We start from the raw sequence: 21,686 nt of genomic DNA, 5'->3' as shown, positions 1-21,686 counted from the left end.
GTCAGGAAGCCTTGTGATCTATGTTAGCGATTTTGCGCGGCCTTGCTTCTGGCAGCAAGCCTTCTTCCATGAACGTATCGTGAGCTGTGCGGTAGGAATCGGTATAAACGACCGGGATGCCCAACTTCTCCACTTTCTCCAGCGCGTCTTTGATGGTGGCATCGCGATCGTCGGGCGTCACGTCGTGGATGACGATGGCGCGGATACGGTCGGTGTGCTTTTCAGCGATGCCTGAGTAAATTTCAGCATCGCGCTGGCCGCTATCACCCACAAGTACGAACTTCAGATCGGGGTTGGCGTCGAACACACGCTCGATCATCTTCGTTTTGTGTCCGTCATGACCGCCGGTCAGCCATTTGCCTTGTTCGAGGCCGAAATCCTTCAGTAGCATGGGGCCAAGCGGAATTCCGTTCAGGATCATGAAGCGCTCGAAGAGATCGAACAGGTTCCACGGTGAGGATGAAACGAAATAGATTGGATTCGTCATCGCACCAGCTGCACCATCGGTGAGCGCGTCGTAGAATTCCGGCAGATGGTCATAGACCTGACGGCTCTCTGCGGAATTCGCCACCACAGTGCGCCAGTGCTTCACAAAATTCGTCGCACCGGTGTAGACGATGGTGTCGTCGATATCGGAAATGATGCCGTATCGTGCTTGGGGTGAGGGCGTTCGCACCTGCACCGCAGCGCCCAGTGGATGCAGTTCAAAATTCGGCGCTTCCAGCAATTTCAGCTGCACATTCTGCCAGTCGGCACCGGGGTCGAAATCATTGCCGGGGTGAATGGTGAAATCGAAGAAACCTTCGTCGTCCGTCACCACCTCGCCGGTCTGACTGCCGAAACTCCACTGCACGGTGGCGCCGGGAATCTCATCAGTTTCGTAGCGTCGAAACGTGTGGCGAAGATTTGTCCACAGCGAGTCCGATTGAATGGCGGTGACGATGCCCGGGTCTTCCAGCACACGACCGCGAATCCAGAAGCGTTTGGAGTCGCCGATACCGCGATAGGGCTGGATGATGGCTGTGCCGTTGAATCCCAGCCTATCGCTGGCGCGGCGTTTGATACGGTCCCAACTGCGTTCTGCAAGTAAAACGGCGCTCTGGATTGTGGATGCTTTTTGACTTGTCATGCAGAACAAATGTTCGAGACGGGATATTGGTTGCAGTGCGGGGTTAATACGCTGCATCGTCAGGCGCTCGATGAGGTTGGTGCGCCTTCTCGTCGCTAATTCAACGCAGCTTTCCAACTAGCCGCAAGCCCTGACTTATGCCGGTATCAGGAACGCCTAATCAAAATAGTAGTCGTCAGGTTCCAAGCCGCCGTTACCCTCTTCCATATTCGTGAGGATGAATTGTTGTGTGACGGAGCCATCTGCAGAGGCCACCTCGAATGAGGTCTGCGACAACTGTTTGACAACGCCGTCCCTGCCAAAATCGGCTGCGGAAAAGCCAAGACGGTCACCACCGGCCACGCCTGCCCCGGTGAAGTCGCCAATCACATCCACGGCGCCGTCCTCGGCTACAATGATGAAAATGTCGTCACCCTCGCCACCGACCATGTAGTCCGAACCGCCTCTGCCAAACAGAACATTAACGCCGTCATTACCGTACAGGTGGTTGGACTGGTCGTTGCCCCAGCCTGTCACGGCATTGCCGGTCAGCACCAGCGCTTCCACATTTGCCGACAGATGAATATCGGCAGATGACATGACGGTGTCCGTGCCGCCTTGATCTGTTTCGGTGACCAGATCTGCGGAGTTGTCGAGGATATAGATGTCATCACCTGCACCGCCGATGAGAATGTCGGTTCCGGCACCGCCGTCCAAGATGTTGTTGCCGTCATTACCGGTGATTGTGTTGGCAAGCGCGTTGCCTGTGCCAATGTTGGCCTGAAGCCCCATTTCCAGGTTCTCAAAATGGTCGAGTAACGTGTAGTCGAAATCGGCCCGTACCGTATCATTGCCCTCGCCAGCATATTCGATGATGAGGTCCGATTGGTCGATAATGTACGTATCATTGCCGCCGGAACCTAACATCATGTCTGTTCCGCCCCTGCCATCAAGCGTGTTGGCCCCGGCATTGCCGGCCAGCAGATTGGTCAGATCGTTGCCGGTTGCATCTAGGTTGTCGCCGAATTTCAGGATGACGTTTTCAACGTTATCGGCCAGCGTGTGGGAGAGCGTTGAATAGACGGTGTCGGTTCCGCCATTGATTGCCTGTTCGATGACTGTGTCGCCGATGTTCTCCACGTCGTAGACGTCATTGCCTGCGCCACCTATCATCGCGTCGGCACCTTGTCCGCCAATCAGTCTGCCGTCGCCGGCAAGGTCGGTGATCATGTCGTCACCATCGCCCGTCTCGTACTCTGCATTGGCGTTGCCGATGGCTTGCATGTGGTCGCCGCCGTCATCGACACCGTTTACCCGCACATCAAGACGTCCTGTGGTGCCGTCGCTCAACGCGTAATTATAGACAAAACTGCTGTGGTTATGGCTTGCAGTTTCCCCGTTCGCTCCGCTCACCGCGCCGTTGCCAGCGTCTAGTTCTGTAAGACGTGTGAAATCAGCTGTTAGCTCTACGCGGCCTTGGCCGTTCATAAGGGAGGTGCCGACATTCGTTCCCACCGGACCGTCAACGAGGTCGCGGTTCGTTTGTCCGTCGCTTACGGTGGTCGCGCCATTCAAGGTGTCGGCAAAACTTTGCCAGATCACACTTGTGATCGTGACAACGGGGAAGAAATCGCTTTTTCCCAACAGGCCAACAATGTCGACGATATAGTTTTCGCCCTCGTTGAATGTGACGTTCAGATCCATAGCGATTAACCCCTTGGCCTTGTACCCTGCGAAGAGGTGGCGTCTGCCGGACTCCCATGTCCTGCAGCCTGACCCTGCGCTTTCCATCGCAGAATTGCCCGAATGGCTTACGGAACTCCTTTAATCAGGCGGGTGGGTTGCACTCATGGTTAAGCAACTGTTGCGACCCTTGCTGCGTGCGGAGCTTCAGAAAATCTCTCCCCGCACTTTCAAACCGGCTGCATACTGCCCTTTCTTTCGCGCATGAGCCGGTCGTCCGGACCGACCTGATGACTGCGTGAAAGCGATCCTTCCGTCGCGCGCGCTTAACGGTCGCAAGCGGGCGGAGCTCTATGTCGCACCGGCAGGGCTGCCACAACAGCTTCGGGACCGGACGTCGAACGTCAGCAATGGCGGGCCGAGGGCAAGGCCGATGGGGACTTTCGGGTTCTCATGTTCGGGGAGGTGACGGGAATGGTGTTGAGACACATCTGCAGCAGGATCGAGCGGGGCGAAGGTGTCATGCCTTTTCGCCTGAGACTACAGGCTAACGGCAGACTTCTTCGTCCCGCTGGCTCATGTTTTACGGGGTCGCTTGCGCTTTGGCGCAGCCAAAGCGGCGACACCTTGTTGCGCTCACGCTGTCGGCCCCAAGGGGCCTTCGCTGCGCGGGCGCAGGGCATTAGCCCCGGGCGGCTCTTCGCCGCCTGCTCCCCGTTCGGACGTCGGAAGACGGGTCGATGTTTTGGCTCGTCCGCAACCCACACTCCCATGTCATCCCCGCCCACGGGTCAAGCCCGAGGACAGGCTCCGGCGGGGACCCACTTCGCAACGAAACGTGGCAGAAAAAGCAGACGCCCATGCTTCCCAGCAGTCAACATACCGAACCCAACCACTGCCACGTCTCGCGGATAAGTAGTTCCCCGCCTGCGCTGGGGCGACATAGGCGCTTGGGGCAGATGGCAAGGGTAGGCTGAAAACCGCGTTTAGACGCGACGTTCCACCATCATCTTCTTGATTTCCGCAATTGCCTTGGCGGGGTTCAAGCCTTTGGGACAAGCCTGCGCGCAGTTCATAATCGTGTGGCAACGGTAGAGGCGGAATGGGTCTTCGAGGTTGTCGAGCCGGTCGCCGGTAGCTTCGTCGCGGCTGTCGATGAGCCAGCGATAGGCTTGCAGCAACGTTGCCGGGCCAAGATATCGATCGCCATTCCACCAGTAGGACGGGCAGGACGTGGAGCAGCAGGCGCACAGGATGCACTCGTAAAGACCGTCGAGTTTCTCGCGGTCTTCCGGCGATTGCTTCCACTCTTTTTCCGGCTTCGGCGTTACCGTTTTCAGGTATGGCTCGATGGAGCGGTGCTGAGCGTAAAAGTTCGTGAGGTCGGGCACGAGGTCTTTCACCACCGGCATGTGCGGAAGCGGGTAGATTTTTACAGCGCCCGATACTTCGGCCATGCCCTTGGTGCAGGCCAGCGTGTTGGTGCCGTCGATGTTCATGGCACAGGAGCCGCAAATGCCCTCGCGGCATGAGCGGCGGAAGGTCAGTGTCGGATCGACATTGGCCTTGATCCAAAGCAGCGCGTCGAGAACCATGGGGCCGCAATCGTCTGTGTTCACAGTGTAAGTGTCGACGCGCGGGTTGCGGTCATCATCAGGCGACCAACGGTAAATTTTGAACTCGCGACCGGGAGCTTTTTGATCGGATGCAATTTGCGTCCAAACCTTGCCGTCTTCGATTTTAGAATTCTTGGGCAGTACGAGTTCGACCATCAGGGGCTCCCGACCCGGAGTGAATTTGGGTGCTGTACTGGAATGCAACGATGGCGCGGCACATGCAAGCCGTGCCTTCGTCGCAGTTAGGGTCGCAGTTGAGGCTGTAGTCGAGCCGAAGGCAGATGAGAGTTGCGCGCTAGCTGCGGCCGTCTTCCCACGTCACGTCCTGCCCGTAGAGCGGAACGGTGGAGATCGACATCTTCGCTGAACCGTCCTGCACCTGGTTGGCGTGGGTGAGGTAGATCAGCGTTTTGTTCTTTTTGTCATAAACGCGTGTGACCTTGACCGACTTCCAGATGAGGGACTGGCGCTGGGAGAACACCTCTTCGCCGCCTTCATCTTCCTCGATATCACCGATCATCAGCGGGCCTGTCTGGCGGCAGGCGATGGAGTTGTTGGACGGGTCCTGAAAGATATCGCCACGGCGCAGGCGGTCGATTATGCCACGTTCGAAATAGGTCACGTGGCAGGTGATGCCCTTCACTTTGGGGTCGGCAATGGCTTCGATGATGATGTCGTTGCCGGTCCAATCGACGCCAACTTCGCCAACTTCTTCGGCGTTGGCGCAAAGTGCTGGCATGAAGGTCATGGCGGTGGCGGTTGCCAAAGTGGCGATAGCGGTCAGTTTCATGGGTCAATCCCGATCAAAACGGTTTTCTTTCCCCGACAACGCGTTGAGGAGCATAATGGCTCCTAGATAGTGCGAAACTGATGCGTTTTAAGACCGCCAGGCGAGGAAACGACGTTCAATACGGCCGATGGCCCACGAGACCAGCAGGCCCAATAGCGATAGAATGGTGACGCCCGCGAACAGCCGCTCCAGATCGTAGAGGCTGCCGGCTTCCAGAATATAGGCGCCAATGCCATAGGTCGCGCCCAACATCTCTGCGGCCACCAGCAGGATGATGGCGATGGCCAGCGACACGCGCAGGCCGGACAATATGCCGGGCAACGCGCCGGGCAGAACGATTTTGCGGACGATGCTCCACCACGGCAGGCCGAACGATTGGCCCATGCGGATGAGTGTGCGGTCCACTGCATCCACCGCGCCATAGGTGGCGACCACGGTGGGGGTGAAGGTGCCGAAGGCGATGAGCGCGTATTTCGACCCTTCGCCAATGCCGAACCAGATGACGAAGAGCGGCAGAAGCGCGATTTTGGGAATGGGAAAGATGGCGGCGACCAGCGGAACAAGCGCACCGCGCGCCAGCGAGAACAGACCGATCGCAACACCAACCGCGACGCCTGCCAGCACACCGAAAAACGCACCGACGGCAAGGCGTGTCAGTGAGGGAACGAGATGTTTGAACAGCAGGCCGGACGTCCACAATTCCACGAATGTGTTCCAAACTGCGGAAGGGCGAGGAAGGGTGAGCGCGGAAATGTCGCCGGTGCGCGTTCCGATTTCGGCAAGCACGAGCAAGCCGATCAATAGTGCAGCGCCTGCCCAGACGACCGGCTTAGGGGCAAAGCCGCCGCCGCGGTAGGCAATGGGGGCGGCAGTTTTAGTGGTCGTTGGTTTGCTCGTCTCACGCATCGGCCCCTCACGCATCGGAAAGCTCCAGATCGGCTTCCATCGCCTCGCGGCGCATGGCGTTCCACAGCTTGTCGCGCGCTTCGGCCAGCGCCGGGTCCGTCATGCTGCGCTGTGACAAAGGCGTGTCGATTTCCACCACCTCGCGCACCCGCCCCGGACGGCGTGACAGGATGGCAATGCGGTGGCCGAGGCGCACGGCCTCGTCGAGATTGTGCGTCACGTAAATGGCGGTGAATGGTGTGCGCTCGAACAGGCCGACGAGATCGTCCATCAGCAATTCCCGCGTCTGGGCGTCCAGCGCGGAAAGCGGTTCGTCCATCAACATGACGGCAGGGCGCACAGCCAGCGCACGGGCGATGGCGACGCGCTGTTTCATGCCGCCTGAAAGTTGTCTGGGCACGGCGTTGGCGAAGTCCGATAGTCTCGTGCGGGCCAGAACGTCAGTGATGATCTCGGTGCGTTCAGCCGCCGTGATGTCGTGATGCTCCAAAGCCAGAGCCACATTTCCTTCCACCGTTCGCCACGGCAGCAGGGCGAAATCCTGAAAGATGTAGGTGAGCGGGTTGAGCGACGTGGCGGGCGGTTTGTCCAACGCCATCACGGCACCGGCATCGGGTTTTTCCAGCCCGCCGATCATCCGCAACAGGGTGGATTTTCCGCAGCCGGATGGGCCAACGAGGCAGAGTATCTGCCCCGCCGGAATATCCAGCGTGATGTCGTCGAGAACCGTCAGCTCACCGTAGGAGTGGGTGAGGCCTTCGACGCGCAGATGCACGGGGTCGCCCGCAGTCGGGCGCTAGAGGTAGCGCCCGTCCACCACCATGGACATGTCCCCGGTCACCAAGCCTTCGCTGTCGTACCAGGCCAGTTGGTCGTCGACGCTGGCCTTGTTCATCTCGGTGGTGATGCGCATCGCGCCGTTCACGATGGAAGGCTTGGCCTTCTCGTATGGGCGGTCGGTATAGACGTATTTGTGGATCAGTTTGACCATGTCTTCAGCCGCCTCGTCGCCTGCGGTTTTGTCCACCAGCGCTGCGTTGAAATCGTCGGCACCCTTCTGGAATGCGGCGAGGAAGGCGCGGGCTTTTTCCTCTTCACCTTCTGCGGTGGCCTTCGACGTAAAGACGGTGGTGACCTGATAATCGGGCAGGTAGTCGGCCACATTGCCGATGATGTGCACCGCGCCGCCGCCGGACAGCGGCTTGGCAATGTGGGGCACGATGGACCATGCGTCCACCTGACCGGACTTCAACGCGCCGATGATCGCGCCGACCTTCTGGAGCGGTTTGAACTCCAGCGTCACGCCTTCGGCGGCGGCAATTTTGGAGCCCATGTAATGGAAGGACGAGCCGGCCTGCGTGACCGCCCATGCCTTGCCGTCGAGGTCTTTCGGGGTTTTTACACCGGCTTGAAAGGCAGCGTCGGAGACGAGGATCTTCTGGCCGTCGACGCCTTTTTCTTCACGCAACGCTCCGGCGATAACACGCACCGCATCCTTCTGCGCCAGCGACACGAGGCCACCGGAAATCGCGGTCACCGCAAAGTCGGCGTCGCCGGAGGCAATCGCCACGGCCATGGGCTGGGCTGCCTGAAAGAACGCGAAGTCCACATCGAGCCCAGCCTCATCGAAATAGCCGCGCTCCTTGGCGACGAACGACGCTGCATGAGACGTAAAGCGCAATGCGCCAACGGTAAGCTTGGTCTTCGTCTGCGCGAATGCAGGCGAGCCGATAATCGGCAGCGTAGCGGCTGCGGACAAGCCAGCGATGGCCGTGCGGCGGGTGATGTTGGTCATGGTGTGGTTCCTCCCAGAGTGTGTAAGGAGGATACTTACTGAACTTCCGCGATACAAACGACTCCTAATCTAGTAATTTCGTACGCCGGAAAATGCTTCTTAAAACGGAATGTCGTCGTCGGCTTCCGCAACTGAGATTGGGGATACCTTGAGAGTGCCGCTGACAATTTCTAAGGACGAGTCTGAATTCCCCGAGATCTGTTGCCTACGAGAAATTTTGTTTCCCATTTCCGTAAAAGGCTGACCGCCGGCTTCCGTAAAAAGACCGGCCTCCAAATAATAGCTCTTGATCCGATCAAAGTCTGCTTTGAATATGGAAAACAGATTTTCAGAGATCATAGGATCAATCGTTTTTGCTATACTTGAACCTATCGCAGTCATCGATTCCTCCTCATTCACGTAATAGTAATCCTCACCATTCCAATCGTTAGAGCTCCAAGAGAGGTTCCTATGGAAGTGAATAAACATATCGGTCCAATTTATTCGGACTGAGAAAAAGGAACCTTGTTGTGTTGCAAATCCCGAAGGTGCCACAGGTCCGATATTACATCCAAAGGTGTCCGTTGGACTCGGAATGTCTGGAAGAGGGAAATCTATGATTAGTTCACCGACTTGCGCTTTCAGCCTGTCATTCTCTTTGCGAAATGAATGCAAATCAGCGAGGACGTCAGCACTGGATACTGTCGCAGCTGAAACCCAACCGGTACGAGGTGAAATTGCCTTCGCATGATCCAATGCTTCTCGTACTGCGAGTTTTAAACTTCCTATATCCGTCCAACTGCGCCGAAGTCGACCCTTCTCTACTTCGCCAATAAATTTCTGTAGCGCCGCTTTTCCGTCTAAAGTCGTTTCGGATTTTTTCGCAGATATGGACGGCAAATTGCCGTGGATGAATGCGAGGACAGGGACGCCGGAAGATACAGCATATTGATACTCGCGGTGCGTGTAGCTCAAACCCGCTTTGCTCTGTGTTCCATACCGACCAGCAATTATCAGAACATAGTAATCGCAACTATCGATCAGTGTTTTGATATATTCAAATTGCTCCTGATCTGAGGCTGGGAAAGATTCCATCTGAACTGGAAAATCTCCGGCTCTAATCACTACATCCTGTACTGCCTGACGTTCTTTCCTCAAATCCTTGAACGTTGAGCTAATAAAAACTTCATACTTTTTCATTGAATGCGTCGGGCCTTAGTACACCCGAGCCTTCGGCTTGATGTAGCTCACCTCGTTGGACAGCGTGTAGGTGTGGACGGGGCGGGCGCCTAAATCGACTTTCTTTTTGTCGTCGTCGGCAAAAGCCAGCGTGTGGTGCATCCAGTTCTTGTCGTCGCGGTCGGGGAAATCCTCGTGGGCGTGGGCGCCGCGGCTTTCTTTGCGGGCGGCAGCTGATTCCACGGTTACGGCGGCCTGGCTGATGAGGTTGTCGAACTCCATCGTTTCCACCAGATCGGTGTTCCAGATCATGCCCTTGTCGGTGACGGAAATATCGTCGGTGCCGGACCACACATCGGCGATCTTCTTCTGACCCTCTTCGAGAATTTCGCTGGTGCGGAAGACTGCGCAATTGGTCTGCATGGTTTCCTGCATGGCGTCGCGCAGTTCAGCCGTCGACGTGCCGCCATCGGCGTGGCGGAAATGGTCGAGGCGGGAGACGGCGAGGTCGCTGGAACCTTCCTGCAGCGGCGCGTGGCTTTGGCCCGGCGTCACGGTTTCCTGACAGCGCAGGCCAGCCGCGCGACCAAAGACCACGAGGTCGATGAGGGAGTTGGAACCCAGACGGTTTGCCCCGTGCACTGACACGCAGGCGGCTTCGCCCACGGCCATGAGGCCCTGAACAACGCTGTCGGGGTCGCCGTCTTTCTTGGTCAACACTTCGCCATGATAGTTCGTGGGAATGCCGCCCATATTGTAGTGCACCGTGGGGATGACCGGGATCGGCTCCTTGGTGACGTCGACACCGGCGAAGATTTTCGCGCTCTCGGAAATGCCGGGCAGTCGTTCGGCCAGCAGTTCGCTGTCGAGGTGGTCAAGGTGGAGATAGATGTGGTCGCCCTTGGCGCCCACGCCACGACCTTCGCGGATTTCCATGGTCATGGAGCGGGACACGACATCGCGGGACGCAAGGTCTTTGGCGGAGGGCGCGTAACGCTCCATGAAGCGCTCGCCTTCGGAATTGACGAGATAGCCGCCTTCGCCACGCGAGCCTTCAGTGATGAGGCAACCGGCACCGTAAATACCGGTTGGGTGGAACTGGATGAACTCCATGTCCTGCAACGGCAGCCCCGCGCGCAGCACCATGGCGTTGCCGTCACCCGTGCAGGTGTGGGCAGACGTGCAGGAGAAGTAGGCGCGGCCATAACCGCCGGTGGCGAGAATGGTTTTGTGGGCGCGAAAGCGATGAAGCTCGCCGGTGGCGAGGTCCATGCAGATGACGCCACGGCAGGCACCGTCTTCCATGATGAGGTCGATGGCGAAATACTCGATGTAGAATTCCGCGTCATATTTCAGGCTCTGGCCGTAGAGCGTGTGCAACATGGCGTGGCCGGTGCGGTCAGCGGCAGCACAGGTGCGCTGGGCGGGCGGGCCTTCGCCATATTCGGTGGTCATGCCGCCGAACGGGCGCTGGTAGATTTTGCCTTCTTCGGTGCGCGAAAACGGCACGCCGAAATGGTCGAGTTCATAAACCGCCTTGGGCGCTTCGCGGCACAGATATTCGATGGCGTCCTGGTCGCCCAGCCAGTCCGATCCCTTCACGGTGTCGTACATGTGCCACTGCCACGTGTCCTTGCCCATATTGCCGAGCGATGCCGCAACGCCGCCCTGCGCTGCAACCGTGTGGGAGCGCGTTGGGAAAACCTTGGTGATGCAGGCCGTCTTCAACCCGGCCTGCGCCGCGCCAAGCGTAGCACGAAGCCCTGCGCCGCCCGCGCCCACGACGCAGACGTCCACTGTGTGGTCGATGAAGGTGTAGGCTTTTTTGGTTTGGGCAGTTGCCATCGGGTCGGTCTCTCTTTTGCGTTCACGCTGTCGCGGCTTCGCCGCTGCGCTCCACGGGGGCGGCGAGATTCTCGCCGGACCGCTCTTCGCGATCTTGTCGCCCGCTTCTAATTCGTCGTTCGGCCCGCTCCGAGAGTGGGCCAGTATTCTTATTTAGCTCGCGATCGGCACTATCGGAACGACGGTTCCAAAGCCCAGCTTCAGCACCGCGAAAACGCAGGCTGCTGCGATGGCAATCGCGAAAAACACATTCGCGATCAGCAACGCCTTGCCGGCGGCACCATGCACGTAGTCTTCGATGATGACCTGCATGCCGAGCTTCATGTGGTAGATACCGGCACCGAGCACCATCACCATCACAATAGCGACGAGTGGGCTGGAAAGGTATGCGACAGTTTCTTCCCATGTCGCTCCGTTCAGCGCGACCACGGTCCATACGAAAAACGTGATGAGAACCAGGTTGGCCATCGCGGTAAGGCGCTGGTGCCAGAAATGCTGTGTGCCATCCTTGGCCGAGCCCAAGCCACGAACGCGGGACAGCGGGGTGCGGAAATCTTGATCCATGCTCATATCCTTCAACCCAACCGCACGGCGTAGGCCGCAAACCAGATCAGCACCGTGATGATGATCGACAGCACAGGCTGCGCCTTGGCCATCTTGGTGGTGAAGTCCTTGTCCAAGCCACGACCGGTGTCCTGCACGAGGTGCTTCATGCCACCCAGCATGTGGTGGATCAGCGCCAGCGTGTAGCCGAACAGCACGAGCCGCCCGAACCACGAACCGAAGAAGTTCGACGCCGTCTCGAACGCTTCGGGGCCGGAGGCTGCCGCCAGCAGCCACCACGCCACGAGGATCGTGCCGAAATACAGCGCCGCACCGGTGACGCGATGCAGGATCGACATCACCATTGTGGGAATGGGTTTGTAAATTTCCAGATGCGGCGAAAGCGGTCGCGGCTTTCTGGTCGTCGGATCGACAGTGGTGTCGCTCATGAGCTGGTCTCGATTGGCTCCCGTAGTTGACGAGACACTAGAAGCCAAAGACGAGGAATGAAAGTGGGCTTTGGTCGATGATGGCTGCTACCATGTCATTTAAGCCAGACCTGCACTGGCGTTTGTCGCCACCGCTTATCTATCAAGCAACGCTACTTTCATCACACGAACATGTAATCATCCGCCGTCAGCACGCCATTACCCTGATACAGCCAGAACTGTGCTTGGGTGTCGTTGTTGGCGTCGCGGACCTGATAGCTTTGGGTGGAGACCTGAACCACGGTTGCGCCTTCGCCGTAGCCACCGAATTCCAGAGTGTCGCCGCCGGTCACGCCTGCGCCTTCGAAGCCTACGATGATCTGCTGGGGCTCGCTGGTGCCATTGTCTGCTGCGTTGAGCACGAATGTGTCGTTGCCGCCGAAGCCGTATAGGGCATCCAAGCCTGCGCCGCCGTTCAGGCGGTTGTCGAGGTCGTTGCCAAAGATAGCATTGTCGCCATCGTTGCCGGTTCCGTTGGCTACTCCGTCGAGGATCAGGAACTCGACATCGTCTGCCAAGGTGTAGCCGTCGATGGATGAATAGACGACATCGAGTCCTTCACCGGTATTTTCGATCACACTATCGCCTAGGGAATCCACGCGGTAGCTGTCGTTTTGCGTGCCGCCAACCATGGTGTCTTCGCCGGTGCCGCCGTCCAGAATGTCTTCGCCTTCGCCACCGTAAAGAGTGTCTGCACCCTCGAAGCCGCAGAGAATGTCATGGCCGCCTTCGCCGTGGAGTGTGTTGGATAGGTCGTTGCCGAACATATAATTGTCCAAGCCATTACCGGTACCGTTGCCTGTATCGATGAGAACCATGTGCTCCACGTGGTTGGGCAAGATGTAATCGACTGAGTTATAGATGACGTCGAAACCTTCGTTTTGAAGTTCGGTGACGATGTCACCGGTTTCGGTTACGCTATAAACGTCGTCGCCTGTACCGCCGGTCATTGTGTCGTTGCCTGCAAGCCCGTTCAGTACGTCGCGCCCAGCGCCGCCGATCAGCACGTTGGCTGTGGCATCGCCTTCCAGAAAATCGTCCTGTGAGCCGCCATATACTTCGCCGTCCTGCGGGGTGGAGCTGGTGATCTCGATGTTGCCGGTTCCCATGGCGGCTGCGCCGCTGCCGATGACCTGACCGGTGCTTGCGTTGTTACCAAAAAATGCAGTGTTGGTGACGTTGAGATCGCCGCCATCCATGACATAGATCGCGCCACCGACGCCTGCACCATCGCCTGTCAGGGCGTTGTCTATGAAGTCGCCTGTATCGATGGTCGCGATTGATGTTGCGCCCACCCACAGGCCGCCGCCATCGCGGTTGGCGTTGTTGCTGTCGAACACGTCCGATGTGGAGTTGAAGGTGGTGCCCGCATCGCTGATATGCGCCGCGCCGCCATTGCCGGGAAGGTCCAGCGCGGAGTTGGAATCATAAGTGCTGTACTGTGACGTGATGATGGTGCCGTTTGTGCCTTCCAGCGCGCCACCGGCGCGGTTGGCGTTGTTCATCGTGAACACGACGTCATCGACACCCAGCGTACCGCCGGATGAGAAGACCGCCCCGCCTGAACCCAAAATACCTGCCGCGCGGTTGGAATCGAATGTGCTGTCCGTGATGGTGACGGTACCGCCAGCGTTGAAAATGCCGCCGCCGCCTTCCCCAACATTCTCGCCTTCGGCTTCGTTGCTGTCGAACATCGTGTCGGTGAGGGTCAGCGTGCCGGTGCTGTAGATGGCGCCGCCATTGGTTGTTGCTATGTTGTCGGAGAAGGTGACGTTGTTGGTGGTTAGTGCGAAAGTGCTGAACACTGCGCCGCCATTATCCGTGGCTGCGCCATCTCTGATGATCAGATCGTTCAGCGTCAGCGTGCCGTTGTTGGTGAAGATGCGGAAATCGCTGCCCATGCCGGTCTCGCGGTCAATGGTGATGTCGGCTGCGCCGTTGCCGTCGATGTCGCCGTTGATAGTGATGGCCTGGGCAGTGTTTATCGCCAGTTCACCGAGGCTTAAGGTAATCGACTGGCCGCTCAAACCTGCTGCAAATGTGATGATATCGCTATCGCTTCCAGCCGCTGCGTCACCGAAAACTTGATCGGTATTGGCTGCAATCAGGGCTTCGCGCAGCGAGATTACGCCGTCTGTTGCTGTGGATTCGTTCGTTGTGGTGACGACGTAGTTTGTCATTAGTTGCTGCCCGATCATTGTGCAGATTGCTCTCATCCCGGAGCGGCTAATCTGCGTACTTCCCGTGCTGAAACTGTCATTTTGGCAGAGATCGTCAATCGAAACGGTAAGGAATGGTTAACCTTGACGATTCGCTTCCGGAACATCGGCCAAGTCCCTTCGATGGAACTGAAATTCGTTGTTGGTCGTTGTTACTTCAAACCACCCAAAGGTAAGCGATCGAACATGGCTATGAACCGCTCCATCACGAATCACGACGAGATCAGGGAATGGGCTGCAGCCCGTGCCGGTAAGCCCGCGCTAATAGCTGTTCCCACCGGCACAGGAGGCGCAAAAGACACGGTTTCATTTGAATTCGGGCAGGTGCGTCACGGCTCGGACAACAATGAGAGCGCGACCCATACTCAGCGACTGGTGGAATGGGACGAATGGTTCGCAGCGTTCGACGCAGGTGATCTGGCTTTGGTGGTGCCGGAGGGTGTGGACGGGCAAGTGGACGAGAACCATCAGTTCCTGAAACGCTAACCAAGTCTATTGCGTAGTTGAGATTGTGCTCACGCGGGTGTGACTGGGATTGAGACGCCAACATCATGTTTGCGCCTTAAGACAGTCGCAGACATGTTCTCACGCAACCACCGGCATTGCCCTGTGATGAGAAAATCCAACGGAGACGTTTTATGAAGAAGACCTTTGCCGCAGCCCTACTTGCTGGTGCCGCAATCATGCCGATCAGCGCCGCGCAGGCCGCTGAAAAGACCGCCATCGTTGCCGGTGGCTGCTTCTGGTGCATTGAGAAAGACTTTGAGACCGTCGCGGGCGTGAAGGATGTTGTCTCCGGGTACACCGGCGGTGAGAAGAAGAACCCGACCTACCGCAGCCACAAGGGCCACCGCGAGGCGGTGAAGATCACCTACGATTCGTCCAAAATAAGTTATGCGGAAATTCTGGATACCTTCTTCAAGACGGTTGATCCGACCGATGCCGGAGGCCAGTTCTGTGACCGTGGTTACGCTTACGGCACCCACATCTTCACGCAGGATGCTTCTGAAGCTAAGGCCGCTGCTGCTGCCAAGGCCAGGGCCGAAAAAGAACTGGGTCAGGCCATCATAACGCCGATCTCGGACGCATCGTTCTGGACGGATGCTGAGGGGTATCATCAGGATTATTACAAGAAAAACCCAGTGCGTTATAAATACTACCGTTGGAACTGCGGGCGCGATCAACGTGTCGAGCAGCTTTGGGGCGATGCCGCTTATCCACGCGTTGCGCACAAGAAAGAAAAAGCCAGCTAGGGGCCTCTGGCTCAACATTTCGAGCGTATCATCACGGGAGAATTCTTATGAAGACCACGATCAAAAACGGCATCGCAGCTATAGCTTTAGCTGCTGCTGTCACCGTGACCATGCCTGCGCCAGGCTTTGCCGATGGTCATGCATCGCCTTTCATTACGCAGGACAGCGCCAACTCGGTGGCTGAAACGGCTGACAAGCTTGTGGCTGCCATCGAAAAAGCCGGTGCGACCGTCTTTGCTGTCGTCGATCATCAGGCCAATGCGGCAAAGGCCGGGTTGGAACTTCCGCCAACCCGCCTCGTGATCTTCGGCAATCCGAAGATCGGTACACCCATCATGCAGGCTGACCGCATGGCGGGTATTGATCTGCCAGTGCGCGTGTTGATCTGGGCAGAGGATGGCAAAACGAAAATGGCCGCCACATCTCCCGATACATACAAGCAGCGCTATAAAGTGGATGCCGCCGAAAAACCGCTCACCATGATGGGCGGCGCGCTGGGCAAATTGATGGGCGCTGCCGCTCAATAAGCGCTGTCTTACAGATATAGCGGCTGCATTCGTCTAAAATCGTGTGCAGCCCTTGGCGTGTCTTAAGCGCAACTGTTCCGTATTTTCAGCCAAACGTGGCTTTGCGTACCGCTTCCCGCGCGCAATACACCCTTTCGCGTCATATTAGGCCCGCATTTACCATGCTGGTCCAATATACGTTTCAATACAGCCCGCACCGCCCGAACGGTGATGGGTCAACGGTCGGCGGGATGGTGATGTGTCCTTTGCTCTTTTGAGCAACCCGGTCTTGGGGTGATTTCGGGTATTACAAGGAAGAACATCATGGCCAAATTGGTCCACACGCCACGTCGCGCCGAGCCACGTAACACTCATTTCCGCATCGCAGTTCTGGCAGCTCCAGCGCTTGCAATTGCGCTTTCTGCCTGCACACGAACCGCTGATCCTTATCAGGGTGGCGTTAGCGCGCAGCCTCGCGCTTCCACATTGACACCAGCGCCACCGCCGCCTGTTGCAGGCCAGCCATTGCAGGACGTTTCCCGTCAGGCACCGGACGCGGTCGCGCAGCCCATTGATCCGCTTAATCCCAACACGCCAGCCGGTCAGGAGCCAGTTCTGGCACCGGTCGAGGTTGCTTCGGCCACGCCTTCCGACGGTGGCAAGCCTGTTACCCGTAACGAATTGCTGGGCGCATGGACGGTGTCGTCCGGCGGCGCCAACTGCCAGATCTTCCTGACGCTGACCAAATGGTCCGGTGGTTACCGCGCAGCATCGCGCGCTTGCCCCGGTTCGCTCAAAGCCGTTCAGGCATGGGACGTTAAGGGCAAGCAGGTTGTGCTGGTCGACCAGTCCGGCGGCACGACAGCTACGTTGTTCCGCTCTGCAGACAGCCGCTATGATGGCTCCACGACTTCGGGTTCGGCTATATCATTGTCCCGCTAGGGATTGCAGACAGGGCGCGCTAACGCGACAACTTTTCAGTTTGCGCTCACGCAGATTGGCTGCGCCAATCGCTCCGCATTTTTGCTGCTCCGCTTCGCTGCGCGGGGCGGCGCAACTAGCGCCGGGCGGCTTTTCGCCGCCTCGGCTTGCCTCTAGGTAGCGTTTTGCTTTCTCGTAAAGTTATTGGGGTGGTTTCTGGCTGCCCTGACTTGTCGTTAGTCGCAATTTCGCTTGCCCCAGCAGTTAGCGTGCCTCTTCAAACGATTTTTAGTGGATCGAGGTGCAGTTTGCCCCTTGTGGGGGCGACTGCGGTTTTGCACGGTCTCTTGAAAGCCAGCCGACTCTGATTGCGCCTGATTTGATGGCCGACACTTCCCGAACACTTCAACAAACTGTCGACGGCCGCATTGCCTCCGGCGAATTGCGCCATGATGCAGCGCAGGCCAATGCGATTGTGGTGCTGGACGATCTGCTGGTGCAGCTTGCAGAGCCTCGGCTTGGCAACAAGAGCAGCGCGTTGGGGTGGCTGTTTGGCAAAAAACCCACCGTATCGCTCGACACGCCGCGCGGACTTTATCTTTGGGGTGGGGTGGGGCGCGGTAAATCCATGTTGATGGACACGTTCTACGAACTGGCACCGACGCAGCCGAAAAAGCGGGTGCATTTTCACGCTTTCATGCAGGACGTTCACGCCCGCATCCATGAATGGCGGCAAGGGCAGAAGAAGAAACAGTCCGGCACCGGTGATCCCATCGTGCCGCTGGCTGTAGAAATCGCCGAAGAGGCGCACCTGCTGTGCTTCGACGAGTTCACCGTCACCGATGTTGCCGATGCCATGATCCTCGCACGGCTGTTCACCGGCCTGTTCGAGCGGGGCGTTACCGTGGTGGCAACGTCCAATGTCGATCCTGACCTGCTTTACAAAGACGGTCTTAACCGTTCGTTCTTCCTGCCGTTCATCGATGTGGTGAAAGACCGGATGCATGTTGTGGAACTGGCTTCCGACACCGATCACCGTATGGAAAAGCTCATCAACACCGACGTGTATTTCGTTGATGATCGCGCCGGGTTCGACGCTTTGTGGGCCGATATGCGCGGCGAGAAACCGGAAGGCGAAGCCGAGATCGAATTGCGCGGGCGCAAACTATCCGTCGATAAAGCAGCCGGTGGCGTGGCGCGTATGGGTTTCGATGCGCTGTGCCGCGCGCCACTTGGTGCGGGCGATTATCTTGCGCTGGCCGAACGCTTCCACACTCTGTTTATCGACGGTATTCCGGTGATGGAACATGCCGACCGCAACGCCGCCAAACGCTTCATCACGCTGATCGACACTTTGTATGAGGCACGTCGCGTGGTGATCGTGGAAGCGGCAGCGCGGCCATCGGGCTTGTACCCCATTGCCCACGGCACAGAAGCCTTTGAATTCGATCGCACCATCTCGCGATTGCGCGAAATGCAGTCGCGTGAATGGCTGGATGGCGCGAAAAGTTAGAGCCTCGCGCGCCATCCATGTTTTATTCGTTCGGCAAATCATTCCAATCGGAAGGTTTGATCGAGCCTATGATGTCGAACTCACCATTCGTCCTCGGCTTCAAGATGTAAGCCACGCCCTGCGGTTCTGGATATATGCCGGTTGCTGCCTCGAACGGATCATCGTGGCCGACTATAACAGTATTGGTGCCGTCAGCCGGTGCGGTGGTGAGGAAGGGTATGACCCTGCCGCGCATAGCCTCCATCTGCTCGGGCGTGAAGTCTTCAGCCGGTTCGAAATTCAACGCGGCTGTCTTTACTGGCGTACCGAAAGCCAGCCGTGCTGTCTGCCATGCGCGGCAATACTGGCTTGAATAGAGTGCGCCAACCGGCAGATCGAGCCTGCGGAACGCTGCTCCTATGCCTTCCGCTTCCCGCCAGCCGTTCTCGCTCAAAGTGCGCTGGGTCGAACAATCGTTGGGGTCTGCTTTTACCTGATCGGCATAGTCTTTTTCTGTGCTGGCATGGCGAATATAGATAATGTGCCCGCCGGTTTTCAAAGTGCTGGCTATCTGGGCAGGTGTTGGCCCGTCCGCTGCGCCTGCCGGTGAACAAGTGGCCAGCGCAATCAGCATGGCCGCCATGGTGGATGGCCACATGGTTGATTGTTCGATGGGGCGCGGGGCTTCGTTTTCGAATGTCATGGTCGTCTCCAATAAGCGGGGTTCAAAGCCCCGCAACCAAAGTTTGCCTGTCGTTACGACCATGCAAATATGTTAAAATCAACAATAAATCAGTAGGTTAGAATTTTTCTATTTCTAAATTAGATTATTATAATCCAGTTTAATGCGTTCTATCAGCTGCTTGACCAACACGATTGCAGAAATCCCGATGAAATTTTTTTTGTGGGCTTCGCCAATTCAAACGATGCAGTGCCAGTTCATACGTTGGGTGCGGTTGCCTTAGCCGGTGGGTTTTGCAAGGTTCCCCGCGACCGCAGCGGGGGCAAACCCGACTGCAACAACAGCACTGTTTCCACGAAGGATTTCTCCATGGCTCGCAATAAGATCGCACTCATCGGCTCCGGCATGATCGGGGGCACGCTCGCCCATTTGGCTGGCATGAAGGAACTGGGCGACGTTGTGCTGTTCGACATCGCGGAAGGCATTCCGGAAGGTAAGGCGTTGGATATCGCCGAATCCTCCCCCGTCGATGGTTTCGATGTGAAACTGTCCGGTACACAGTCCTATGAAGCGATTGCCGGTGCCGACGTTTGCATCATCACCGCAGGCGTTGCCCGCAAGCCGGGCATGAGCCGCGATGACCTGTTGGGCATCAACCTCAAGGTCATGGAGCAGGTGGGTGCTGGCATTAAAAAATACGCGCCCGACGCTTTCGTCATCTGCATCACCAACCCGCTGGATGCGATGGTCTGGGCGCTGCAGAAGTTCTCCGGTCTGCCCAAGAACATGGTCGTCGGCATGGCCGGTGTGCTGGATTCATCCCGCCTCAAGCACTTCCTTGCCGATGAATTCGACGTGTCCATCAAAGACGTGAACGCCTTCGTGCTGGGTGGCCACGGCGACACCATGGTGCCGATCGCCAAATACACCACGGTTGCCGGTATCCCGTTGCCCGACCTCATCAAGATGGGCTGGTTGACCAAGGACCGGATGGAAGAAATCTTCGACCGCACCCGTAAAGGCGGCGGCGAGATCGTGGCCCTGCTGAAAACCGGCTCCGCCTATTACGCGCCCGCTGCGTCCGCCATCACCATGGCCGAAGCCTATCTGCGCGACCAAAAGCGCGTGCTGCCCTGCGCTGTGAACCTGAAAGGCGAATACGGCATTCAGGACATGTATGTCGGCGTTCCCGTCATCATCGGTGCCGGTGGCGCAGAGCGCGTTCTGGAAATCGAAATGAGCAAGAGCGACGAGAAAGCGTTTGCGAAATCCGCTCAGGCGGTTGCTGATCTGTGCGAAGCCTGTGCCGAGATTGCGCCTAACTTGAAGTAGTTGCTTGAACTCTTTTCACTAGTTTCGATAGCTCTTGCTCTGGGGCACGTGATCGCGCCGTGGATTTGTCTGAACTCGGCGAAGCGAATGATATTTGCTTACGCCAGTTCTTTGGCATTATTCATCGTCGCCATTTCAGTGTTTGTTCGAGTGCACAGTAGCTTCTCCGAAACCGAGCTACCTGAAGATGATTCTGACCTAGGGTTGGCTCTCACTTTCGGCTACACATTGGTAGCCGGGGGCTTGTCTATGATGCTTGCCTTGGTGAGTCATCTTGCGCGTAAGTATCTCAGAGGGCGGTGATGCGGCAGTGATTTCTCTCAGCTTCGTTTTCCTGCTGGTTCTCATCCCACTGTGCTGGCCCGGCATTCTTAAGAATAAGAAGCTGCGTAACATTCGGCGTTTTTTGCTGGTGGCCTATGCGCTCGGATTGCTCTCGCTTGCAGGGTATTTGTTCTTTGGGAGTGACTTCGAACATCGGGAAGAGCTTGGTATCGTGATGATGCTGGTTCTCGCTACAGCGAGTTTGCAGATTGTATTGGCGTCTCTGTTGGCAATAGCGGCGAACAAGGCGCGGCCTACAGAAACGCCGGAGGCGCTGAATCTATAGGCTCGCATTGTGACATCGCTCACAGTGCGCACCACAAAAACATTGCAGGCTGGGCCGGTGTTCATCACTTGTCCGGCCTTTTTCATGCGCTTTTCAATTGCTCTTGCCGCTCTGCTTCTCGCCCCGACCCTTGCCACCGCGATGGATCGCACCAGCGTCTACACAAAGCTCGATAGTGCCGACTGTACGCAGTACGCCCCGCCTGCCGTGGCTGAAGACGAGCCTACGCTGGAAGAGGGCAAGCTGGTTTGTCAGGGGCCGGGGCAGATGACAGCTACGATCAATGTCTATGACGGTCGTTCTTATATGTCGTTCGGTGAAGATGATGTGCGTGAGCGGTTGTTCATGTCTTTCGATCATCCCGGTCCTGCGATGGAATGGCGACTGCATGACGGGGTGCCGGTGGCGATGATCTTGCGGTTCAAGCTGGGCGGTCTTTCGGTGGGTGGTAACGATAATGTGCAGGGCAATGTGTTGGTGGTTCACCGGCTCGTTAGTAAGGCGGGTTCGTCCTGTTTGGTCGGTTGGGTGGACGCCAGTGCCAACAAGGCTGCCAATGAAATGGCGCGGGAAATGGCCGATGCTGCCGCCGCTTTTCGCTGCGGAACAGACAAGCCGCACACATTCGGCGAGCGTTCGCCGCTGATCGAAATGGAGGCAGAGGCGGCAGGGTTGGAGCCTCTCTAAAACCGGCCCCTCTCAATCATATCGATTGAAGATCGTGCCCCACCGGAAAACC

The 21,686-nt window shown here is 57.5% G+C and carries 21 protein-coding genes; 8 read left to right on the top strand and 13 right to left on the bottom strand.

What is annotated here, in order from left to right:
* Window position 1: 1 nt before the first annotated feature.
* The 12 genes from R2A130_RS14830 to R2A130_RS17785 all read right to left on the bottom strand — a co-directional run bounded on the left by R2A130_RS14830 (window position 2) and on the right by R2A130_RS17785 (window position 14,112).
* Complete coding sequence (locus R2A130_RS14830) at window positions 2-1,129, bottom strand: App1 family protein (protein WP_009758621.1); 1,128 nt, start codon at window positions 1,127-1,129, stop codon at window positions 2-4.
* 156 nt (window positions 1,130-1,285) lie between these two features.
* Window positions 1,286-2,812 carry a calcium-binding protein gene (locus R2A130_RS17790; protein ID WP_009758620.1) on the bottom strand — a complete coding sequence of 509 codons (1,527 nt, stop codon included), beginning with the start codon at window positions 2,810-2,812 and terminating at the stop codon, window positions 1,286-1,288.
* A gap of 965 nt (window positions 2,813-3,777) precedes the next feature.
* On the bottom strand, window positions 3,778-4,563 hold the full coding sequence (locus R2A130_RS14820) for a succinate dehydrogenase iron-sulfur subunit (protein ID WP_009758619.1): 786 nt from the start codon (window positions 4,561-4,563) through the stop codon (window positions 3,778-3,780).
* A 139-nt stretch (window positions 4,564-4,702) separates the two neighbouring features.
* On the bottom strand, window positions 4,703-5,155 hold the full coding sequence (locus R2A130_RS14815; protein WP_247869282.1) for a CreA family protein: 453 nt from the start codon (window positions 5,153-5,155) through the stop codon (window positions 4,703-4,705).
* Between the two features lie 129 nt (window positions 5,156-5,284).
* Window positions 5,285-6,103 (bottom strand): ABC transporter permease, encoded by an 819-nt coding sequence (locus R2A130_RS14810; RefSeq protein WP_040306250.1) that lies wholly within the window; start codon window positions 6,101-6,103, stop codon window positions 5,285-5,287.
* A 7-nt stretch (window positions 6,104-6,110) separates the two neighbouring features.
* Window positions 6,111-6,878 (bottom strand): ABC transporter ATP-binding protein, encoded by a 768-nt coding sequence (locus R2A130_RS14805; protein ID WP_009758616.1) that lies wholly within the window; start codon window positions 6,876-6,878, stop codon window positions 6,111-6,113.
* Between the two features lie 21 nt (window positions 6,879-6,899).
* Complete coding sequence (locus R2A130_RS14800) at window positions 6,900-7,898, bottom strand: ABC transporter substrate-binding protein (RefSeq protein WP_009758615.1); 999 nt, start codon at window positions 7,896-7,898, stop codon at window positions 6,900-6,902.
* Between the two features lie 99 nt (window positions 7,899-7,997).
* Window positions 7,998-9,077 carry a DUF4062 domain-containing protein gene (locus R2A130_RS14795; RefSeq protein ID WP_009758614.1) on the bottom strand — a complete coding sequence of 360 codons (1,080 nt, stop codon included), beginning with the start codon at window positions 9,075-9,077 and terminating at the stop codon, window positions 7,998-8,000.
* A 15-nt stretch (window positions 9,078-9,092) separates the two neighbouring features.
* Entirely contained in the window at window positions 9,093-10,901 is a 1,809-nt protein-coding gene (gene sdhA / locus R2A130_RS14790; RefSeq protein ID WP_009758613.1) for a succinate dehydrogenase flavoprotein subunit, read from the bottom strand.
* 153 nt (window positions 10,902-11,054) lie between these two features.
* Complete coding sequence (sdhD, locus tag R2A130_RS14785) at window positions 11,055-11,465, bottom strand: succinate dehydrogenase, hydrophobic membrane anchor protein (RefSeq protein ID WP_009758611.1); 411 nt, start codon at window positions 11,463-11,465, stop codon at window positions 11,055-11,057.
* Window positions 11,466-11,476: 11 nt separating this feature from the next.
* Window positions 11,477-11,893: a succinate dehydrogenase, cytochrome b556 subunit gene (gene sdhC, locus R2A130_RS14780; RefSeq protein WP_009758610.1), complete on the bottom strand. Its 417-nt coding sequence runs from the start codon at window positions 11,891-11,893 to the stop codon at window positions 11,477-11,479.
* A gap of 161 nt (window positions 11,894-12,054) precedes the next feature.
* Window positions 12,055-14,112 carry a calcium-binding protein gene (locus R2A130_RS17785; RefSeq protein ID WP_009758609.1) on the bottom strand — a complete coding sequence of 686 codons (2,058 nt, stop codon included), beginning with the start codon at window positions 14,110-14,112 and terminating at the stop codon, window positions 12,055-12,057.
* 231 nt (window positions 14,113-14,343) lie between these two features.
* On the opposite strand from R2A130_RS17785, the gene R2A130_RS14770 reads away from it, so the two are divergent.
* From R2A130_RS14770 to zapE, 5 genes are all read left to right on the top strand, one after another.
* Window positions 14,344-14,637: a hypothetical protein gene (locus tag R2A130_RS14770; RefSeq protein ID WP_156798549.1), complete on the top strand. Its 294-nt coding sequence runs from the start codon at window positions 14,344-14,346 to the stop codon at window positions 14,635-14,637.
* 152 nt (window positions 14,638-14,789) lie between these two features.
* Window positions 14,790-15,404: a peptide-methionine (S)-S-oxide reductase MsrA gene (msrA, locus tag R2A130_RS14765; RefSeq protein ID WP_009758607.1), complete on the top strand. Its 615-nt coding sequence runs from the start codon at window positions 14,790-14,792 to the stop codon at window positions 15,402-15,404.
* 47 nt (window positions 15,405-15,451) lie between these two features.
* Entirely contained in the window at window positions 15,452-15,931 is a 480-nt protein-coding gene (locus R2A130_RS14760) for a DUF302 domain-containing protein (protein ID WP_009758606.1), read from the top strand.
* A gap of 303 nt (window positions 15,932-16,234) precedes the next feature.
* Complete coding sequence (locus R2A130_RS14755) at window positions 16,235-16,852, top strand: protease inhibitor Inh/omp19 family protein (RefSeq protein ID WP_009758605.1); 618 nt, start codon at window positions 16,235-16,237, stop codon at window positions 16,850-16,852.
* Between the two features lie 361 nt (window positions 16,853-17,213).
* Window positions 17,214-18,344, top strand: coding sequence for a cell division protein ZapE (gene zapE, locus R2A130_RS14750; protein WP_050786175.1), 1,131 nt, complete (start codon window positions 17,214-17,216; stop codon window positions 18,342-18,344).
* Window positions 18,345-18,366: 22 nt separating this feature from the next.
* Here the strand turns inward: zapE and R2A130_RS14745 are convergent, their stop codons facing one another.
* Window positions 18,367-19,026, bottom strand: coding sequence for a histidine phosphatase family protein (locus tag R2A130_RS14745; protein WP_009758602.1), 660 nt, complete (start codon window positions 19,024-19,026; stop codon window positions 18,367-18,369).
* A 348-nt stretch (window positions 19,027-19,374) separates the two neighbouring features.
* Between R2A130_RS14745 and mdh the strand changes: the two genes are divergently transcribed.
* The 3 genes from mdh to R2A130_RS17780 all read left to right on the top strand — a co-directional run bounded on the left by mdh (window position 19,375) and on the right by R2A130_RS17780 (window position 21,634).
* Window positions 19,375-20,337, top strand: coding sequence for a malate dehydrogenase (gene mdh / locus R2A130_RS14740; RefSeq protein WP_040306241.1), 963 nt, complete (start codon window positions 19,375-19,377; stop codon window positions 20,335-20,337).
* A gap of 274 nt (window positions 20,338-20,611) precedes the next feature.
* Complete coding sequence (locus R2A130_RS14730; RefSeq protein ID WP_156798548.1) at window positions 20,612-20,947, top strand: hypothetical protein; 336 nt, start codon at window positions 20,612-20,614, stop codon at window positions 20,945-20,947.
* A 9-nt stretch (window positions 20,948-20,956) separates the two neighbouring features.
* The gene (locus tag R2A130_RS17780) at window positions 20,957-21,634 is read left to right on the top strand and encodes a hypothetical protein (RefSeq protein WP_009758599.1); all 678 of its coding nucleotides are present in this window, start codon (window positions 20,957-20,959) and stop codon (window positions 21,632-21,634) included.
* The last annotated feature ends 52 nt before the right edge of the window (window positions 21,635-21,686 follow it).

The sequence above is a fragment of the Ahrensia sp. R2A130 genome, from assembly GCF_000179775.1.
Taxonomy (GTDB): domain Bacteria; phylum Pseudomonadota; class Alphaproteobacteria; order Rhizobiales; family Rhizobiaceae; genus Pseudahrensia.
This window is presented reverse-complemented; position numbering and strand designations above follow the sequence as displayed.

Coding starts and splice junctions, on each gene's coding strand:
- R2A130_RS14745 (WP_009758602.1), bottom strand. CDS start 19,026: ATGACATTCGAAAACGAAGCCCCGCGCCCCATCGAACAATCAACCATG.
- R2A130_RS14800 (WP_009758615.1), bottom strand. CDS start 7,898: ATGACCAACATCACCCGCCGCACGGCCATCGCTGGCTTGTCCGCAGCC.
- R2A130_RS14810 (WP_040306250.1), bottom strand. CDS start 6,103: ATGCGTGAGACGAGCAAACCAACGACCACTAAAACTGCCGCCCCCATT.
- R2A130_RS14795 (WP_009758614.1), bottom strand. CDS start 9,077: ATGAAAAAGTATGAAGTTTTTATTAGCTCAACGTTCAAGGATTTGAGG.
- sdhD (WP_009758611.1), bottom strand. CDS start 11,465: ATGGATCAAGATTTCCGCACCCCGCTGTCCCGCGTTCGTGGCTTGGGC.
- R2A130_RS14770 (WP_156798549.1), top strand. CDS start 14,344: ATGAACCGCTCCATCACGAATCACGACGAGATCAGGGAATGGGCTGCA.
- zapE (WP_050786175.1), top strand. CDS start 17,214: ATGGCCGACACTTCCCGAACACTTCAACAAACTGTCGACGGCCGCATT.
- mdh (WP_040306241.1), top strand. CDS start 19,375: ATGGCTCGCAATAAGATCGCACTCATCGGCTCCGGCATGATCGGGGGC.
- sdhA (WP_009758613.1), bottom strand. CDS start 10,901: ATGGCAACTGCCCAAACCAAAAAAGCCTACACCTTCATCGACCACACA.
- R2A130_RS14820 (WP_009758619.1), bottom strand. CDS start 4,563: ATGGTCGAACTCGTACTGCCCAAGAATTCTAAAATCGAAGACGGCAAG.
- R2A130_RS14815 (WP_247869282.1), bottom strand. CDS start 5,155: ATGACCTTCATGCCAGCACTTTGCGCCAACGCCGAAGAAGTTGGCGAA.
- R2A130_RS17790 (WP_009758620.1), bottom strand. CDS start 2,812: ATGGATCTGAACGTCACATTCAACGAGGGCGAAAACTATATCGTCGAC.
- R2A130_RS17785 (WP_009758609.1), bottom strand. CDS start 14,112: ATGACAAACTACGTCGTCACCACAACGAACGAATCCACAGCAACAGAC.
- R2A130_RS14760 (WP_009758606.1), top strand. CDS start 15,452: ATGAAGACCACGATCAAAAACGGCATCGCAGCTATAGCTTTAGCTGCT.
- msrA (WP_009758607.1), top strand. CDS start 14,790: ATGAAGAAGACCTTTGCCGCAGCCCTACTTGCTGGTGCCGCAATCATG.
- R2A130_RS14755 (WP_009758605.1), top strand. CDS start 16,235: ATGGCCAAATTGGTCCACACGCCACGTCGCGCCGAGCCACGTAACACT.
- R2A130_RS14830 (WP_009758621.1), bottom strand. CDS start 1,129: ATGACAAGTCAAAAAGCATCCACAATCCAGAGCGCCGTTTTACTTGCA.
- sdhC (WP_009758610.1), bottom strand. CDS start 11,893: ATGAGCGACACCACTGTCGATCCGACGACCAGAAAGCCGCGACCGCTT.